General features: G+C 42.6%; 20 protein-coding genes. 4 read left to right on the top strand and 16 right to left on the bottom strand.

Annotated elements, in window-relative coordinates; translation table 11 throughout:
* Positions 1-122: 122 nt before the first annotated feature.
* Positions 123-683, bottom strand: a complete 561-nt coding sequence (locus tag ACEN9X_RS09860) for a hypothetical protein (RefSeq protein WP_413670207.1) — start codon at positions 681-683, stop codon at positions 123-125.
* Positions 684-744: 61 nt separating this feature from the next.
* Complete coding sequence (locus ACEN9X_RS09855) at positions 745-2,142, bottom strand: hypothetical protein (protein WP_413670206.1); 1,398 nt, start codon at positions 2,140-2,142, stop codon at positions 745-747.
* A 706-nt stretch (positions 2,143-2,848) separates the two neighbouring features.
* Here ACEN9X_RS09855 and ACEN9X_RS09850 point away from each other — a divergent pair.
* From ACEN9X_RS09850 to ACEN9X_RS09840, 3 genes are all read left to right on the top strand, one after another.
* Positions 2,849-4,408, top strand: coding sequence for a M28 family metallopeptidase (locus ACEN9X_RS09850; protein WP_413670205.1), 1,560 nt, complete (start codon positions 2,849-2,851; stop codon positions 4,406-4,408).
* 227 nt (positions 4,409-4,635) lie between these two features.
* Complete coding sequence (locus ACEN9X_RS09845) at positions 4,636-5,205, top strand: RNA polymerase sigma factor (protein ID WP_413670204.1); 570 nt, start codon at positions 4,636-4,638, stop codon at positions 5,203-5,205.
* A gap of 16 nt (positions 5,206-5,221) precedes the next feature.
* Positions 5,222-6,598 carry a carboxypeptidase-like regulatory domain-containing protein gene (locus tag ACEN9X_RS09840; RefSeq protein ID WP_413670203.1) on the top strand — a complete coding sequence of 459 codons (1,377 nt, stop codon included), beginning with the start codon at positions 5,222-5,224 and terminating at the stop codon, positions 6,596-6,598.
* A gap of 72 nt (positions 6,599-6,670) precedes the next feature.
* Here the strand turns inward: ACEN9X_RS09840 and ACEN9X_RS09835 are convergent, their stop codons facing one another.
* From ACEN9X_RS09835 to ACEN9X_RS09800, 8 genes are all read right to left on the bottom strand, one after another.
* Positions 6,671-7,408, bottom strand: a complete 738-nt coding sequence (locus tag ACEN9X_RS09835) for a DUF4197 domain-containing protein (RefSeq protein WP_413670202.1) — start codon at positions 7,406-7,408, stop codon at positions 6,671-6,673.
* A gap of 36 nt (positions 7,409-7,444) precedes the next feature.
* Positions 7,445-8,455 (bottom strand): inorganic phosphate transporter, encoded by a 1,011-nt coding sequence (locus ACEN9X_RS09830; RefSeq protein ID WP_121232671.1) that lies wholly within the window; start codon positions 8,453-8,455, stop codon positions 7,445-7,447.
* A gap of 22 nt (positions 8,456-8,477) precedes the next feature.
* Positions 8,478-9,128, bottom strand: coding sequence for a DUF47 domain-containing protein (locus ACEN9X_RS09825; RefSeq protein ID WP_091209670.1), 651 nt, complete (start codon positions 9,126-9,128; stop codon positions 8,478-8,480).
* Between the two features lie 48 nt (positions 9,129-9,176).
* The gene (locus ACEN9X_RS09820; RefSeq protein ID WP_091209668.1) at positions 9,177-10,241 is read right to left on the bottom strand and encodes a sensor histidine kinase; all 1,065 of its coding nucleotides are present in this window, start codon (positions 10,239-10,241) and stop codon (positions 9,177-9,179) included.
* 9 nt (positions 10,242-10,250) lie between these two features.
* The gene (locus ACEN9X_RS09815; RefSeq protein WP_413670201.1) at positions 10,251-10,949 is read right to left on the bottom strand and encodes a methyltransferase domain-containing protein; all 699 of its coding nucleotides are present in this window, start codon (positions 10,947-10,949) and stop codon (positions 10,251-10,253) included.
* 119 nt (positions 10,950-11,068) lie between these two features.
* Positions 11,069-12,193 (bottom strand): NAD(P)/FAD-dependent oxidoreductase, encoded by a 1,125-nt coding sequence (locus tag ACEN9X_RS09810; RefSeq protein ID WP_413670200.1) that lies wholly within the window; start codon positions 12,191-12,193, stop codon positions 11,069-11,071.
* 6 nt (positions 12,194-12,199) lie between these two features.
* Positions 12,200-13,309 carry a type III polyketide synthase gene (locus ACEN9X_RS09805; protein WP_413670199.1) on the bottom strand — a complete coding sequence of 370 codons (1,110 nt, stop codon included), beginning with the start codon at positions 13,307-13,309 and terminating at the stop codon, positions 12,200-12,202.
* 19 nt (positions 13,310-13,328) lie between these two features.
* The gene (locus ACEN9X_RS09800; protein WP_413670198.1) at positions 13,329-13,856 is read right to left on the bottom strand and encodes a YceI family protein; all 528 of its coding nucleotides are present in this window, start codon (positions 13,854-13,856) and stop codon (positions 13,329-13,331) included.
* 134 nt (positions 13,857-13,990) lie between these two features.
* Between ACEN9X_RS09800 and ACEN9X_RS09795 the strand changes: the two genes are divergently transcribed.
* Entirely contained in the window at positions 13,991-14,875 is an 885-nt protein-coding gene (locus tag ACEN9X_RS09795) for a UbiA family prenyltransferase (protein ID WP_413670197.1), read from the top strand.
* 94 nt (positions 14,876-14,969) lie between these two features.
* On the opposite strand, the gene ACEN9X_RS09790 is transcribed toward ACEN9X_RS09795, so the two are convergent.
* The 6 genes from ACEN9X_RS09790 to ACEN9X_RS09765 all read right to left on the bottom strand — a co-directional run bounded on the left by ACEN9X_RS09790 (position 14,970) and on the right by ACEN9X_RS09765 (position 18,206).
* Positions 14,970-15,137, bottom strand: coding sequence for a hypothetical protein (locus ACEN9X_RS09790; RefSeq protein ID WP_413670196.1), 168 nt, complete (start codon positions 15,135-15,137; stop codon positions 14,970-14,972).
* A gap of 19 nt (positions 15,138-15,156) precedes the next feature.
* Positions 15,157-15,978 carry a universal stress protein gene (locus tag ACEN9X_RS09785; protein WP_091209655.1) on the bottom strand — a complete coding sequence of 274 codons (822 nt, stop codon included), beginning with the start codon at positions 15,976-15,978 and terminating at the stop codon, positions 15,157-15,159.
* 9 nt (positions 15,979-15,987) lie between these two features.
* Positions 15,988-17,412, bottom strand: coding sequence for an inorganic phosphate transporter (locus ACEN9X_RS09780; protein WP_413670195.1), 1,425 nt, complete (start codon positions 17,410-17,412; stop codon positions 15,988-15,990).
* Positions 17,413-17,650: 238 nt separating this feature from the next.
* The gene (locus ACEN9X_RS09775) at positions 17,651-17,815 is read right to left on the bottom strand and encodes a hypothetical protein (RefSeq protein ID WP_158604167.1); all 165 of its coding nucleotides are present in this window, start codon (positions 17,813-17,815) and stop codon (positions 17,651-17,653) included.
* A 42-nt stretch (positions 17,816-17,857) separates the two neighbouring features.
* Positions 17,858-17,986 carry a hypothetical protein gene (locus ACEN9X_RS09770; protein ID WP_413670194.1) on the bottom strand — a complete coding sequence of 43 codons (129 nt, stop codon included), beginning with the start codon at positions 17,984-17,986 and terminating at the stop codon, positions 17,858-17,860.
* A 43-nt stretch (positions 17,987-18,029) separates the two neighbouring features.
* Positions 18,030-18,206, bottom strand: a complete 177-nt coding sequence (locus tag ACEN9X_RS09765; RefSeq protein WP_413670193.1) for a hypothetical protein — start codon at positions 18,204-18,206, stop codon at positions 18,030-18,032.
* Between the last annotated feature and the right edge of the window lie 89 nt (positions 18,207-18,295).

Genomic DNA, 18,295 nt, shown 5'->3' with positions numbered 1-18,295 from the left:
CTTCGTCCTAAAATGGGTTAAGCTTTCAGCTTAGCCTGTTCTAACTTGATCTTTTTAATACTAGCGATGGTTTGGTTTATCATACGGCCAATTAAATTAACGCACAAATATTGATTCGAGCGCTAATGCTTATCAGGAAATTGTTGCTCTTCAAAGTATACCGGCCTTCCCCACTCATCCGGCAGTTGTCGAAACCTAACAGGAAAAATTTGTCCATTGTATACAATCGGCAATTCAGATATGTCAGGCTTAGCGGGATATGCTCGGGTCGTATTGCCGTAGAACAAGTTAAAGGTGATTTTGCAAAAACTTATGCGTGCCGATTTATATTTATACTGGGGGCCAAAGCTGACATTGTCGTACTTCATGGATTGTATAACAGTACCCAGATTGGGGTTTCTCATCCGCAATGGTGCAAAAATCATGTCATAAAGGGTGCTTTCACTATTGGAAAGCACCTCATTAATAAATTCGGAGAATGGCTGTCCCTCTTTCGGTTTACCCGGCAAAAAATACACATCCGCGGGGACACCTTCGTCAATAAAGCCAAAACCATATATAACCAGCCCCTCCTTTTGATACACCGTGTACCCCATTTTCTTACAATGATTAAGGTAAGAGGTGAGATTATTGTTTTCCGGGTCATTAAAATATTCTCGTAAATCTTGTGCTTTAACTTTCATCAAACTAAAGGTAACTAAAATTGAGATCTGCGTTAGTTTGACTAATGTTTTTTTAACACAATTACACACAAGGCTTATACGGGATCCGAGCAGGGGTCGCTTTGATTGCGTTAAGTGAGCCGGTTTTGCCTACTCGTCCTCTTCCTTTGGATAATTCCAGCATTGCCTGTTTCGCTTGGTTGACCCATATTTGAGACAATTTTTCTTTGGTTAAATTACGATTGGCATAAAAAGCGCGGCGCATTTCATACTCCCCTTCGTTAAGTGCATCAGCAGAGATGTTTGCTGCATCAGCGGCTGAATAGACGAGCATTCCTTCGACATTAATATAGGGCAAACCAAAGTGAAGTTCGGGAATTTCAACTGTTATCGCCCTGCTCAATTCAGGAAGCTCTGCGTCATATACTATATGACAATAAACATCCGTTACTACAGATTCCTGCCATAAATCATGTGTCGTGACGGATACAAAAGCAAAGTTAGTAGGACACGTGTAAAAGTCAGAAGGTACGGGCGCGACATCGGGTATCGTTTCGTTATAAGTCTCTGGGGCATATCCAACGCTTCCGCCCTCTGTGTATGGATCAGCGCTAATCGCACCGCCACCGCCGCCAGTGCCAGGAGGGGTCGTGTGACCACCACCACCACCTCCGCCGCCACCACCTGTTCCACCTGAACCTCCGCTCGAAGGTAGTGTTCCAGGGCCGGCACCAGGCGAAGGGATTTCGGTACAGGTCTGGCCGTCCCAACGCCATTCACTACAAGTGTTCGTTGCAGGCACACAGCCTCGTACATACCAATCAATGCAGATCATTCCGCCTCCCATGGTTTTGTAAAATCGGTTGGGGCTACCGGTCGTTGAAGGTGACTGTGTTGTATTTTGAGCTATCCTTTTTCCTGATACTAATAAAGCATTTGTAGATTCGCCGTTTTGCGGATCTAATTGTATGATTGACGTCAGCACGCCGGAAACGTATTTTTCGCCCGAAATGAATTTATTATTGAGGTCATACGTAAGTACGTTGCCCGTAAATGATTTTTTGTCTGCATTGTAGTCACTGTCACGTTCTATCCAATATCCTTCTTTGACCGCGCCATTAACTCCATACAACAGCATTTGTCGCCTGCCATGGATCGCATTTAAGTGAAGCGACGTTCCTGAGCCGGTCGTGAATGGTACACTCACGAGATCAATACCGTTTTTGTTCCTCTTTACCAAAGCATTAGACCAGTCTGGATTACCAGGGGCGCCGTTAGCAGTCGTTGGGGAAATACTTTGAGTGGCTAGGGTATTTGTCAAGGAGTTTGTCGAAGCAGTCGCTTCGTACCATGCTTTTGATTTCGCAATAAGTTCGGGGTCTGTCAGTGCAGTGTTTTTTGCACTTCCCGATTTGTTATCTTTCTTACAAGATGCTGCCATGATGAGTACCACCAGGAGTATTGATAGGATTTTTTTCATAAGGTTTCTGTTTCCTCAAAAATCCTTACTGTCTTTTAACTTTAGATTAAAGTCAGATTATTTTATGCAACAAATCCGGACTTTCGGTTAACCAAAAAAGGCCACGTTCTTCACAATGGACATGCCTCGTGGTTGTAGTTTGTCACAGTATTCAATTTGTGATCTGTAGTGAGATCAGGCGTTGATAACGTCAAACTGTTTTTTTATGATTAGTTGTTTGTATTCCAGTCTTGTATGCGTGAAAAGTGTTTGCATTTACAGCGACTAAACGCACGAACTGATCTAAGTTTAACAATGACGTAACATCAACAAGTTACTGTCAATATTTTGTCAGTGTTCAACTTTTAAGAACAGTGTGTTCAACTTTTTAAATTAAAATTTTGCAACCAATTGATTATCAGTAACAAGTTGTTCATGGTGGTTTGTTTGAGATTTTGGCAAATTGTAACAGCTTGATTATCAATGTCAAATTTTTAAGAAAAAATATCAAGTGTTCACACTTTAAAAGTTGAACATCAACAGGCGAATAACATTGACCGGGGTGTACAATTGCAAAGACAATATCCGGCATTACCATATGCTATGTAACTCCCGCTGGAGGCCTTAGTAATTCAACCTCGTGTAACAACTTTGTTAACACAATATATTCTCAATTTTAATTTATAATAAATAGGTTTGTTTTAACTGATCTTATAATTTATTGTATATGAAATTAAAACTACTCTTTTCGTATTTAATCACGGCGGGTATTGCAGTACCCGCATTTGCACAGGAACCTGTTGATGCAGCAATGGTTCAAAAAATAAGGGAAGAAGGACTTAACCATTCAAAAGTAATGGAAACGGCCTTTTACCTTACTGATGTTTCGGGGCCGAGACTTGCAAATTCCCCCGGCTTAAAACGCGCTCAGAATTGGGCGGTTAATCAGCTCAAAACCTGGGGAATGGCCAATGCAAAACTGGAAGCCTGGGGTAAATTTGGCAAAGGCTGGGAAGTTCAAAAAAACTATGCTGCCATCACCGTTCCCTACTATCATGCTATTATCGCCATCCCCAAAGCCTGGACGCCGGGTACAAACGGTCTAATCAAAGGGGAGGTAATGCTGCTCAAAGCTGATTCGGCGGCCGAGCTTGAGCAGTACAAAGGCAAACTGGCCGGCAAAATTGTGATATTTGATACCAAAGCCCCGACAGAGCGTACCTGGAAAGTTGATGCTGCCCGATATACGGATGAAGAGCTTGCCGAAATGGCCAATGCAAAGGCTACCCCAGAGGGCCCGCGCCGGAATGCTGCAGATGCCGCCCAGATGGCCACTTTTCGCAAATTGCGTGCTTTCAGGGCAGCACTTAGCCAGTTCCTGGTTGATGAAAAAGCAGGCTTAGTTTTAAGCCAGGCCCGTGGTACCGACGGTACGGTGTTTACCACCAACGGTGCATCATATGCTGATACTGCCAAAGCAGTAGCTCCCGAACTGGAGACCAGCAGCGAAGATTATCAGCGTATTGTACGCCTGATTAAAGGTGGTCAGCCGGTACAGTTGGAAGCTGATATTAAAACACAATTTATTACAGATGACCTGCAGGGTTATGACGTAGTTGCCGAAATCCCTGGTACAGATAAAAAACTGAAAGACCAGGTAGTAATGATTGGTGGTCATCTTGACTCATGGCACGCCGCTACCGGCGCTACCGATAACGCGGCAGGGAGCGCGGTAATGCTGGAAGCCATGCGTATTTTAAAAGCCATCAACTTCAAGCCCAAACGTACTATCCGCATTGCTTTATGGAGTTCGGAAGAACAGGGCTTATTTGGTTCGCGCGGTTATGTTGCCAACCACTTTGGTGATCCCAAGACCATGGAGTTGAAACCTGAACAGGCCAAGCTTTCGGCTTATTACAACTTAGATAATGGTACAGGCAAAATCCGTGGGGTTTATTTACAGGGTGATTCGGCGGCAGCCCCTATTTTCAAAGCATGGCTTGAGCCATTTAAAGATCTTGGCGCTACTACACTTACCATCCGTAACACAGGCGGTACCGACCATCTGTCGTTTGATGCTGTGGGTATTCCTGGCTTTCAGTTTATCCAGGATGCAATAGACTATGGCACGCGTACCCACCATAGTAACCAGGATACTTACGATCGCCTTATAGAGGACGACCTAAAACAAGCCGCGACGATTGTAGCTTCGTTCGTTTATCATACTTCACAACGTGCCGAAATGATCCCGCGCAAAGAACTGCCAAAGCCACAACCGGTAAGATAATCACCGGTAACTGTATTTGTAAAAGAGCGATGCTTTATGGTATCGCTCTTTTATTTTTTAGCCCTTTTTTCCGATGTTTATTCCTGTTCGTTGTATAGTTTGATCGCGTTATTTTGGCATAATCTATGTGAAAAATACTTTGTTATCAGTCTATTTCGCTTAAATAGAGCTATCTGCAGTCAGTTAATTTCCATAAACCGTTTTAATAAATTAATTTTGTATGTTTAATGAACCTATTTATAAAGCCCCAAAAACCAGGGAAATCAACAGACGAGGAACTACTTAGTGATTATCGCGCAAGCGGTAACCTAACTGTTTTGGGCAACTTATATGAACGGTATATGCCCCTTGTTTATGGCGTTTGCCTTAAATATCTGAAAGATGAGGAACTGGCTAAAGATGCGGTAATGGGCATTTTTGAGGAACTGGTTGATAAGGTTAAAAAGCATGAAATTAACCAGTTCAGGAATTGGGTTTATGTACTTGGGCGCAATTATTGTTTGATGCAGTTGCGGAGCGGTAAAAAGATGGAGTTGGTTAATTTAGATGAGGTTATGGAATTTACCCCGTTTTTGCATCCTGATGATAATAACAGGGAAGAGGCATTGAAAGCTTTAGAAAGCTGTATAGCGGGGCTTACAAGCGGACAAAAGCAGAGCATCGACCTGTTTTATTTAAAAGAGAAGTGTTATAAAGAAATTGCCGATATAACCGGGTATACTTTAAATGAGGTGAAGAGTTATATCCAGAACGGTAAAAGGAATTTGAAAATTTGCCTCGAACGGAACAGTGCATAGTAACAAGGCAAATATATTGCAAATACAGAAGTATCTCAGCGGAGAGCTTGATGCCCGTGCTATGCACAAACTGGAGATGGAGGCACTAAACGACCCTTTTTTGATGGATGCATTGGAAGGATATGAAAACATGGGGACAAGTCAACAGTTAAACCTTGCTGATTTGACAGCCAGGCTGCAACAGCGTACCGAAGAAAAGAAAGACCGGGTTATTCCATGGACCGTTTGGCCCATTGCTGCTTCGGTTTTAATTGCATTAAGCTTGGGAGGGCTTTATCTTAACAGATCGGCCAAAACCGAATTGCAAAGCAATAACATCACAGAAAACAGAAATTCTACTCCGCCGTTAATAGCTGCTACAGATACAATAAAAACCGGGGATACCGTTAAAAAAGCTAATGCAAATCCCGTTGGAACAGTACAAGCGCCTTTAATCGCTGTAAATAAAAAAACAAGAAAGGGAAAGCCTTCGGCTAACGCGCTTTATCAGCAGGATATCTCGGCTGCCGATAATAAGACAGCATCAAACAATGTTGTTCCGTCTGTCGGCAACACTATGCAGATAGCCCCTGCGGAACCTGCTGCTAAAGATAAAGATATATTAAAAGAAGCTCCGGCAGTGGGGCTAAGTGAACGGATTGTGTTTGGCTATACAGCATCGCCCACCAAAAAAGATACTACGGGTTCGGAGTCAATATTGCTAAGGGCTAATACAACCGTGGCAAAAGCAAAAGCTCCGATGCAATATAAATTACCGGGAAAGGTTGATGGTGTTACATCTTCACCAGCACCCGGGCTTAGCAGTAAAGCCGCGGCTGAATCTTTGTATATCGCCGGTACCATTATTTCAAGGGATGATGGTTCTCCTTTAATTGGTGCAGCTATCAGGATAAAAGGCACTAATCGCAGCACGGTAACTGATGTAAACGGCAAATTTGCGCTCAGCTCGCCGGCTGATAAAGCCACGCTTGATGTGGTTTATATAGGCTATGAACCAAGGCAGGTTAATGCCACACGGGGTGATAGTGTTAAAGTAGCGCTTAAGCCTGATTCAAGGGCGCTGAGTGAAGTGGTAGTAACTACATCTAAAAGAGATGATGACAATGGTGAGGTAAGCGTCACGGCGGCACACCCGCAGTTGGGCTGGGGCAGTCTGAAAAAATACCTGCAAACCAATGCCGTATTGCCTGATAATACAACGGGTACAGTTACCGTAACATTTACCGTATTTCCGAGTGGTATAACCGACGAGTTCAATATCAAAAAAGGGCTGAATGAAACAGCTGATCAAAAGGCTATTGAATTGATTAAAAATGGCCCTTCATGGGTTGGCAGTTCCAACAACAAACCCGAAGTTGTTACTGTAAAGGTTAAGTTCCAAAAGCAGAAATAAAAATCGCTATAAATAAAAATGGCAGTGTTAGTTAAATTAACACTGCCATTTTTTATGTCTTGATTTCTGGTTTTATTGTCCGGTAGTTTTCTTCTTATCAGCAAAAGCAAATACTTTTTGCAATAATGGTGTTGTACGTGCGCCAAGGTTTTGACGGATGTTAAGCTCTTCTTTCGCTATCTCTACAAATAAACCGTCGATGGCTTTTTGAGTTACATAATCGCTGATATCGGGGTTAAGCTTTGATACAAACGGAACCTTATTGTAAGCCTGCGCAGCGTCGGTATAATACTTGGTAGCATTTACCTTGTTTAGGCTTCCCTGGATAACGGGTTTGAATTGCAGGCTTAATTTTGCAGTAGTTGTACGTTTAAAATATTGTGTCGCTGCATCCTGATTACCAAATAAAATGTTGGTAACGTCTTGCAGGGTCATTTGCTTTATAGCATCAACAAAAATAGGTTTTGCCTGCTTTGCAGCATCTTCGGCCGCACGGTTAAGCGAAAGGATCACATTATCGCAAAGGCTGTTTAAGCCAAGGCTGCGTAAAGTTTTTTCAGCTTTTTGAGCTTCGGGCGGGAAAAGGATTTTGATGGCCGCATTGCCAAAAAAACCGTTAACTGCCGATAGTTGATCAGAGCTTTTTCCTGTTCCTATTTCAAGGGCTTGCTTTAAACCGTTGCCAATTTCAAGTGATGATGGTGTTCCCTGGTTTTGAACGGTGGCGTTAGCTACCTGGTTCAATGTATCACAGCTGCTTAATGTAATGAAAGCTATTAAAGCGGGAATAATAAGTAGTCTTGTTTTCATATTTAAGTAAAGCTAACAAAATTACTGCCTGTTTGTTTATGCAAAGAAATGTAACAATGCAAATACACCGGCGGCTATCAGGGCCGAAATAGGTATGGTGATGATCCAGGCCCAAACCAGGTTAATGGTAACACCCCAACGTACTGCCGATACACGCTTAGTTAAACCTACACCAATAATTGAACCGGTAATGGTATGTGTTGTTGAAACCGGGATCCCGAAGCGCTCGGTAATAAACAGGGTGATGGCTCCGGCTGTTTCGGCACTTACACCTTCAAGCGGGGTTACCTTGGTTATTTTTGAGCCCATGGTTTTAACAATTTTCCAACCACCAGACATCGTACCTGCTGCAATAGCCGAGTAGCAAGCCAGCGGAATCCACTCAGGCATTACTGAACCCGGCTTGATCACCTTTGAAGCGATAAGGCTTACATATAGAATCCCCATTACTTTCTGTGCATCGTTACCACCGTGGGCAAAACTCAGTGCTGCAGATGATACTAACTGCATACGCTTAAACCAACGCTCGGCAGTGGCTGGTCTTGCAGCTTTACACAGGTGTAATATTAATATGGTTACGATATATGCAATGATCAAACCGATAAAAGGTGCTAATACGATATACGCAATGATCTTAAGTACATATTGCATTTCGACAGCTTGCAGGGCATTGGCGCCCATATAAAGCGCATTGGTCATACCCGCACCGGCAAAACCACCTATGAGGGTATGTGATGAGCTGGACGGGATCCCGAACCACCATGTGAACAGGTTCCAGGTAATGGCGGCTACTAAACCGGCCAAAATCACGTGCAGGGTAACATAGTGCTCCAATACAATTTTTGATACAGTATTGGCTACTTTATGGTCTTTAATAAAAAAGTAAGCGGCAAAGTTAAATACCGCAGCCATTAACACAGCCTGAAACGGTGTTAATACTTTGGTAGATACGATGGTAGCTATGGAGTTTGCGGCATCATGAAAGCCATTGGTGTAGTCAAACAACAGGGCGAGTACAACAATAACTACAAGTAGGGAAGTAACCATTTAGCTGGGGATAAGATTTTACTTAAGCGTTTTTAACTAAGATTGACTCCATAACGTTAGCTGCATCTTCGCACATATCTGTGGCGGTTTCAAGGGCAGCTAATATTTCTTTGTATTTGATAAGGCGGATGGCATCTTTTTCATAAAGGAACAAATCAGCTACAGCGCGGTCAAAAACATAGTCGGCCTGGTTTTCAACACTGTTTATCCTGATGCATGAATCGGCTATATTACGTACGTTTCTAAGGTCTTTCAGCTCCTTTACGGCTTTTTCCAGATCGATGCTGGCTTGTAATATCAGGTCTGATAGTTTACGGATGTGCTCATTTAAATCATCTATCCTGTACAGGCTCATGCGGTTGGCAGCGCCCTGAATATAGTCGGCTACGTCATCAATAGCTGTGGCCAGGGCGTGGATGTCTTCCCTATCGAACGGAGTGATAAAGTTTTTACCAAGTTCCAGGTAAATCTGGTGAGTATATTCGTCGCCTTTGTTTTCCAGTTTGTCAATCTGCTTGTATAAATCCTCACGGGTTTGGGCGTTGTTGGAGTTAACTGCTTCAACCAATATTGTTGCCATGGCTACAACGTTGGCTGCGGCTTGTTCAAACAGCGGGAAAAATATTTTTTTATCCTTTGGTACAAAATACTGAAATATACTGTTAAGCGACATAATGATTTAAAATTGCTGTAAAGGTACGGTTAGTATGTTAAATTAATGTTAACTTTTTAGTGTAGGTAAATTCGGGAATGGAATGGTTTGTTTAGCTCTTGCAAGCGTAAAACCGAAAGTTGACCCAAGTCCTTCAGTACTGCGCACATTAATAGTTTGCTGATGAGCCTCAATAATATGCTTAACAATAGCAAGCCCCAAACCCGAGCCTCCAATCTGCCTTGAACGGCTGCTGTCTGTACGGAAAAAGCGTTCAAATAAGCGTGGCAGAAATTTCTCCTCAATACCGATGCCATCGTCCGTAACTTCAACCAAAACCTGATCATGCAGCACAAAAAGGCTTACCGAAGTACTGCCTTCTTCTTTGCCGTATTTAAACGAGTTATCTATCAGGTTTACCAGCACCTGTCTGATCTTTTCCCTGTCGGCATTTACTACAATAGGTTCATCGTATTTTTGTTTAAATATAAGTTTAATGTGGTATTGCTTGCCTTTGATCTCCAGTGATTCAAAAACCTCTTTTACGAGGTCGTTGATTTTGAATTTGGTGTAATTGATAGGCATCTCGCCCGATTCAAGTTTGGAAATTTCATCAAGATCTTTGATCAGGTAACTCAGGCGGTCGACATTTTTTGAAGCTTTTTCCAGAAACTGGCGGGCCATTTCCTTGTCGTCAAAATCATCATCCTGCAAGGCCTCTATGTAACCCTGTATAGCAAAAAGCGGGGTTTTAAACTCGTGCGAAATATTGGATAAGAAATCGCGGCGGAATTTTTCCTGTTTGCGAAGCTCGTCTATTTCGGTTTTTTTTTGTTTGGCCCATTCTTTTACCTCCTGCTCCACATCGGCAATGGGATTAGCGCTTACGTGCTCGCCAAGGGCATCCCTAAGGTCGCGGCCTAATTTCAGGTTGTGAATGAGTTTATAAATTAACTTGATACGGGAGTAAATGTACTTTTCGATGAGGTAGTAAAAAACGAAGTAACTTACACCAAGGGCTACCGTGAAGGTAACCATTACATCGTACCATTTATGCTGAAAATAAAAGTTAACGGCTGATAGCGTAATAGCCACGCCAAGCGAGGTTGTTAAAACCAATACACGCAAATTCATAGCGTAAAGCTACGATTTATAGATGATTAACTCCCATCTGAATGGCCAGCGCCATGTTAATTTAAAGTTATCAATTTGTGCTTTTTTTAATAAAACTAACAATTCGTGCCTTTTAAAGCCTCGCTTAACCGAAAGGGGGCCATCGTTACGGGCCATATCATTGCGGGTAAAAACATGGGTTATTAACACTATGGCATGGTATAAAAGCCAGTGCCGGTGCAGGTCGGTAATGATAATTCCTTTTTGTGCCGATGCGTGCATATTTTGAATAAGTGCTACCCAACGCTCATCATCAAAATGATGGGTGAATAAGCTGCAGATGATGATATCGGCTGGTTTGATAAGGTGTGCCTGGTCAATAACGTCTGCCTGCGTAAAGCTTATATCGGCATAATTTGTGGCTTGTTGCCGGGCGTACTTAACTGCTGCCGGAGCGGCATCCACTCCATTTAAGTTAAGATCAATTTGCCTGCTTTTAGCCCATTGGGCAATGGCAATCAAAGTATCGCCTCCGCCGCAACCCCAATCGCTTACGGTATAGCCGTTGCTTACCGGGAGTTGATTTAATAGTTTGATGATGCTTTTATGGCCACCAAACAACGCGTTCATCTTCCCCAGTCCTTCAAGCACCGGATTTATATCGGCAGATGGAAGATCAAAATCATCCATGATCTCCAGGGTATCGGTACGGTAACTTAAATCGGGCATATAATATCGAAGCTAAAAGCAGAATGCACAAAGCCGAAAGCTGGCGAATTGATTGTTAAAGCCATTTATCAACTTTGGGTGAAATTTATTAACAGACGCTATAATACAATACGCTTAAGCTACGCAAATGGTTGGCCGTGAGTTTTACTTATCAGGTATTGGGCTACCGAAGGCAGATGGCTTAGCGTATTTAAAGTAAAGGCCGTCATATTATCGTTGCCAAATAAACGCTGTAATTGCCGGCCAATCCAAAGCCTTTGAGCAAACTGTTTGTTCCAGCTTTGGGTATAGTCTTGCTCGAGGTCGGCGCGCTTATCAGGATTAAAGCTGCCCGGGTTGTAATGAGAGATAATTTTTTCTGAAAGAATTTTGGCCGAATGGATAGCCATAGTCATTCCGTTGCCACAAAGAGGAGCTATCATCCCGGCAGTGTCGCCGCTCATGAAGATATGGTTATCAACCGGGGCTTTTTTCTCAAAGGAGATTTCGTTGATCACTTCAGGCTTATCCAGTAAAAATTTGGCGCTACGAAAAATCTCATCCAGGTATGGATTTCTGCGGATCACGTTTTCTTCTAAAGCTTGCAGTGAACCATATTTGCGCAGATCATCGCGGTGAGCCATATAGCACATGCAATACCTGTCGCCATCGGTTTTGCTTACGCCGCAATAGCCGTCTTTATAGTTGTTAAGCTGGATCAGGTCCTCCGGGAAATCCATTTGCAAATGAAATTTTACCGCCAGGTAAGGGCTTCGTTTATAAAAAAATGGCCGCTTAAGTTTCTGATCGAGATTGGAGCGTTTGCCGAATGAGCCAATAGCAAGCGGAGCGGTCAATGTTTCGCCGGGAGTTAGTACTTCAAACTGATTATCAGTAAAACGGATATCCTCTACCCGGGTGCCGACTAAAACATTTACCCCTTCGGCAAGGGCTTTCTGATAAAGAAAATTATCAAAGGTAAATCTGCTCAGGCCAAAACCTCCCAGATCAAGCTTTTGCGAAAGTTTAGTTCCGGATGCTGCTGTTACCTCGAGCCGGTTAATGCGGGCAACGTTGAGCTCATCAAGATCGATATCCAATGAAGATAAAAAAGGGATTACCTCGTTAGAAATATATTCGCCGCAAACGCGGTGCATGGGATAGGTCTTTTTTTCGATGACTGTAACCTTCAACCCGGCGCGGTTTAGCAAAATGGCGTTAAACAATCCGGCCAGGCCTCCGCCAATTACAATTACATCGTTCATAACGGCTTAATGCATTTCAAGTATCATTCCCTCAACCGTTAATCCCGGACCGAAAGCAAAGCTCAGGATCTTTTGATCAACCAAATTGCCTGCCTTCAGCATTTTATCCAGCACAAACAAAATAGTGGCAGACGACATGTTGCCATACTCCTGCAAAACCTGGTAGGCAAAGGCATTGCTTTCTTCGGGTAGTTCCAAAGCGTCTTCAACCGCCTCTAAAATGGTACGCCCGCCGGGATGAACGGCATAAGCAGTAATAGCATCCATATGGGTTTTGGCCTTTTGCAAAAAACGTTCGGTAAGTGCTTTGATATGTTTTTTGATTTGTTTGGATACTTTGGAGGTAAGCTTCATTTCAAAACCGGTATTGCCCACATACCAACCCATCTCATTGCGGGCTTCAGCAACAAATTCTGAATAGAAATTTTTGAGCGAAAGGTAATTGCCGCTGCCTAAACGATTAGCAGCATTTTCGACCAGTACAGCTGCTGCTCCATCCGAAAACAACGAGTTGGCAACCCAGTTATCCAGTGTATTTACTTTTTGGAAATGCAAAGTGCAAAGTTCCACGCTTACCACAAGCACTTTGGCACTGGCATCCGCACGGCAGATATAGTCGGCAGCTTTGAGCCCGTTTATAGCACCATAACAGCCCATGAAATTAATGCAGGTGCGTTCGGTATCGCGGTTTAGTTGCAGCCTGTCCACCAGCTCAATATCAATACCCGGTGCGTGCATGCCCGTGCAGCTTATAGTTACGAGGTGGGTTATGTTACCGGTAATATCACTTTCGAAATTTTGAAGGCAGTTTTTTGCAGCGTTTACGGCGATGGCGATGGCCTCTTTTTCGTAAAGTTTTAAACGTTTTTGGGTATCAGGAAAAGGTTCAAGCCCACCAGATTGCTCAAAGAAGGTAAAATCGGCAGGGTCACGGTAACCAAAATCGGGGATCACCGAATAACGGTAGTCAATTCCCGAATGGTCATAAATTCCCTTTAACCTCGCTGCATTAGTTGCATCCAGGCCAAAGGCGTTAGCCATGAAATGGTAAATATCCTGCTGGGCAATACGATTGACGGGATTTGCTATCCCGATAGCACTGATGCAACTCTCCATTAAAAATAGTTAAGCCGTTTTACTTGCTGATCTCTGCCTCAACCGAAACGTTGGCTTCATTTGAAAGAATCAGGTTTTTGCCGCCTATGCCAAAATCTGTCCGCAATATCATGAAGCTTCCTTTCAGCTGCGCCGTGTTACCTGTTTCTACGTAGGTAAAAGGTATTTCGATCAACTTTGTTTTATCTCTAATAGTTACGTTAAAATTGCCGGTATAGTTGCTCCCGCTTTTACGTTTAAATGAAACTGACTTCATGGTGATCTTCGGATATTTGGCTACATCAAAATAATCCTCACTTTTAAGGTGGTTATCGCGGCTTTCATTATCGCTGTTTACGGTATTTGAAGCAACCGATGCTTCAATAGAGCTACCTGCCAAATCATTGGGTTTAAACTTAATATCGGCCTGCAAACCGCCAAAGGTGCCGCCTACATTAAAGCCCAGATTTTTGATCTTAAAGCTAACATCTGATTTGGTTACTGTTTGCGCGAAGCCCGCAATGGCTGCTAAAATTAAAAGTGCAGTTATAAAAATTCTCTTGTTCATGTTACATTAACGTTGTTTCAAACATAATAATTTATACTGAAGGAATTTTGTACTTAAGGTTGTATGTTTATAACGATAACCGGGCAACCTGGCGGTGCCTTTGGCAGTAATTAATGTAGTATTAAAAACAAGCAATGAAATTTAAGCAACTTATTCCTACCCGGTCGGCATTGGCGCATTTGCGGTTTGTGTTTTCTGTTTTTTTGCTGCCGGTATACCTGTTTGCCTTTAGCCAGGCCGATGGTGTGAAAACTTCAACAGCGGTACTTGTGTTTTTCATCTGGCATTTTCTTGCTTTCCCGGCCAGTAACGGATACAATAGTTATTTTGATAAGGACGAAGGCAGTATTGCGCTGTTAGCTAAACCTCCGGAAGTAGATATCAGTCTGTACTATTTTTCTATTTTGCTGGAGGTGATAGCGTTTTTACTCGGCTTTATCATTAGCTGGGAATTTGCTGTTGCGGTGCTTATTTATGGCATTATGTCAAAGCTGTACAGCCATCCTGCTACCCGCTTAAAAAAATATCCCATCATCAGCTTTTTAACGGTGTTTATTTTCCAGGGATGTTTCATTTATTACACCACCTATACAGCCCTTACCGGCACAAGCCTGTTTGGCCATTGGGATTTGGGCCTAATTATTCCGGGCGCTATCAGTTCGTGCCTTATCGGTGCTTCATATCCATTAACCCAGGTATATCAGCATGAAGAAGATAGCAGGCGCGGAGATAAAACACTCAGCATTATTTTAGGCTACAAAGGCTCCTTTATATTTTCAAGTGTATTGTTTGCTTCGGGGATAGCACTTTCCTACTGGTACTGGCACCTGGCGGGCATGATGCTAAACTTTTATTTCTTTTTGGTATGTGCAGCGCCTATATTTTTCTTTTTTAATTATTGGTTTTATAAAGTGGGGCAGTCAACAGCCAATGCCAACTTTAAAAATGCCATGCGCATGAATTTTATAAGCTCGGGTTGTATGCTGATCTATTTTGGGGTGCTGGCGGTATTCAGTTAAGATAAATGCAGTCCCCTATACGAACGAAATCGTGATGCTGCAATACCCGCAATATTTCAGCGAGTTGATAGTACTTATTGTCTGCTGAGTAAATTCAGGGTTTTATTTCTTTATCGTCGTTTTGTTCCGGTTTTAGTTCGGATTGGATAATATCTTTTTCCAGTTGCTTTTCATCTTTCCGGTTGCGCCTGATAATCCATATCAATAATATAATAACCGCAATAACTACGATGATTACTATGGGATAATTTACCTGGTCCATAATGGTTGGTATTTAGTGATTACTCGTGTAAGATCAATATTGCTTTTACCGATTTGTTCATCACCTGGTTCACTGTACTACGGGTAAACAAACGGTACACGATATTGTGATGATGTTTCACAAGGCAAAGCATATCTGTTTCGTGCGATTGGATAAAGTTCATGATGCCGTTTAATGCGCTGCTGCCCTGGATATAATTAAATTCCAGATCGGTATGTTTAATCAGGTCGCGTAAACGGGCTTCCCAAATCTGCACCTGTTCTGCATCGGTTTTTTCGGCTACATAAAGCACCTGCATTTTGGCCGAACCAAAGGCCTTGATCATTTCGTTGAGTGCATTCACATCAACTGCCGAAAGCCGGGTTTCAAAATCGGTGGCAAGGGTGATCATCGGCACGTTTTCGAACTTACTTTCCAGCGGTATGATCAGTGTCGGGATCTTTATTTTGGTTACCACCATGCTGGCATTGCTACCAACAATACCGCTAATGCCGGTAGCGCCCATAATACCCATCACCAGTAACTCAACCTCGTGCTTATCAACATAGCGGGTTATTACTGCTTTTAAAAAGCCTACATCGCAAAGCGTGGTAACCTTAACATTTTTATACTTGTCATCATTAGTATAAGTGCTTACCCATTCTTTTAACGCCTCGCGCTTGTTATTGTAGTAATCTTCAATGAAAATGGCGTTGTAAGTACTATTATTGATCCCTTCGGTTGGGTGTATAGCGTGTATGGCACAAACTTCGCGGCCTAATATAGTTGCCAGTTCCATGGCATAAGCCATGGCGTTTGCAGCGCATTTTGAAAAGTCGGTGGCTACCAGTATTTGTTTCATTTTACCCTATTATATAAACAAATGAAAAAGCATGAATAATAAAAAAGCTAAAATTATCGCAACCGGTAAGGTAAGTATCCAGGCTAAAGCGATATTTTTAAGCGTGCCGTTATTTAAATTTCCTTTCCCTCCGGATGCGACCATTGCCCCGGCTATCCCGCTTGATAATACATGTGTAGTACTAACCGGAAGGCCGAAGCCGGTACTCAAACCAATGGTTGATGCTGCCACTATTTCCGACGTAGCACCCTGTGCATAGTTCAAGTGCTCATTGCCTATTTTTTCTCCAATAGTGACTACAATTCTTTTCCAACCAACCATGGTACCCACACCAAGCGAAAGTGATATAATAGCAATAACCCATACCGGCGCAAAATCCGTCACATGCTCAAGCTCATTAGCTGCGGTACTAAGCACTTCCTTGTCTTTGGTCTCAAGATTTACACGGGGATCTTTAATTACAGCCCTTATATCTTTAATAATCCCTTCAACCTGTTTACGGTAACGGTAAGTTTTTGCTACTTCTTTTTCATTTTTTTCGGCCAGCGAAGCTTTGGTTTGATTAATAGCTACAGCCAGCTCAGTTAAAACAGGTTTTTTTTCGGTGTTGTTTGCAAGTTCGTGATTAATAACCTGCTCTGTTTGGTTCAATGCCGATAAAACTTTGCCATTAGGAACAGCATGGTTCACCGCAAAACGCGCGGGCAAAAATGCTATCAATATCAGCATAAATAAACCTACACCTTTTTGCCCGTCATTGCTGCCATGAAAAAAACTTACCAGTGTACAAGTGGTAACCAATAAAAGGCGGATGTGTATCGGAGGCCGGTCGTTTTCCCCGCTGGGGATATGAAACAAGGCATGTGATTTGGTAACATGTTTTAAAAAAAGCATCAGCAATGCCGCTGCGCCGAAACCAATTATTGGCGAAAGTATCAGCGATGAGCCAATTTCACCTGCCTTACTCCAGTTTACGCCGGGGCCATTATAGTAGAAGGTAAACGCAAGTCCACCGCCTATCATCGCGCCTATCATGGTATGTGAGCTTGAGCAGGGGATACCCAGGTACCAGGTGCCCAGGTTCCATACGATAGATGCCAATAGCACAGCAAGTACCAGACAGGCTCCAACACTCACGGGCAAAGTCATCAGCGTATCTAAAGGTACCAACTTTAAAATGCCCATAGCTACGGTAACCCCGCCAAGGCAAACACCTAAAAAATTAAAAAAACCCGACCATGGAATAGCATAAACCGGCCGCAGGGCTTTAGTATAAATAACTGTAGCTACCGCATTGGCTGTATCATGAAAGCCATTTACAAATTCAAAACCAATTACTGCCAGTATACAAAGAAGAAAAACGATGAGCAGGGAACCACTCAGATCCACCTGGCCAAGGAAGGGGAGAATAACCGCGGGGATTGAAAAATGCATAAAACTTTGTTAATGACGGGCGAATATGTTCCGCCCGCTGCTTTACTTCAAATAACCGTTTCAGGCATTTCCTTTAAGTGACTAAGATGTTAACATATTGTTATTTAATATTATGTAAACTTAACATGTAATTAAATTTGTCCGGGTTATTATAAAAAAATAGAGCCCTGTTTTTGCAGGGCTCCACGTTTTCATAGGTGATGTTAGTACTCGATAGGTAGATATAGATATATGTTGATCAAGCGGCAGACAGCGTTTGCTGTGCTGCTACCTGCTTGTTGTTGCTCATGAATTGGGTTTTAGCTCTGTAGTTTTTCAAATCCTCGCGTAACAGCTCCAGTAATTCGGCGTCAAAGCGGGCAAGTAGTTTAGTTATTGCTGGTGTTGGTTTGTATGCTTTCATAGGTAGATGGAGTTGTAGGTGATGTAGTTTTATGTGATTAGTTTAAGCAGCCGGTGTTAAGTATGGGGCTTTTGTTTTAATGGCTTTCAGATCGCTCATGATGATGTTTTTAAGCGTATTATCAAAGCTTGCTATCAGTTTAGTAGTTGATGTTTGTTTTTGCGTTTTCATGTTGTAGGTTTTTGAATGTTGTTAATATTTTAATGTCTTCGTTTTAGTCTTTCTTTTTGTCGTCTTCGTTCTCGCTGAGGTTATCGTGGCGGCGTTTAGCTTCTTTATATTGCCTCAGCATTTGTTCCTCATCGCGCGGGTCTGAAGTTTTGGTCGGTTCTACCGGGTTTTCCCATTCTTTCTCTTCTTCAGGCTTAACCGCTTTGTTTTTTGCTTCCATAACAGCTGCGTTTGATTAGTACTTCTCCAAATCAATGCCAAACTTTCAAATCAGGGCAAAAAAAGTCGTTGCAGCCTCAGATTTATTTT

The organism is Mucilaginibacter sp. Mucisp86 (genome assembly GCF_047324315.1).
Lineage (GTDB): Bacteria > Bacteroidota > Bacteroidia > Sphingobacteriales > Sphingobacteriaceae > Mucilaginibacter.
This window is presented reverse-complemented; position numbering and strand designations above follow the sequence as displayed.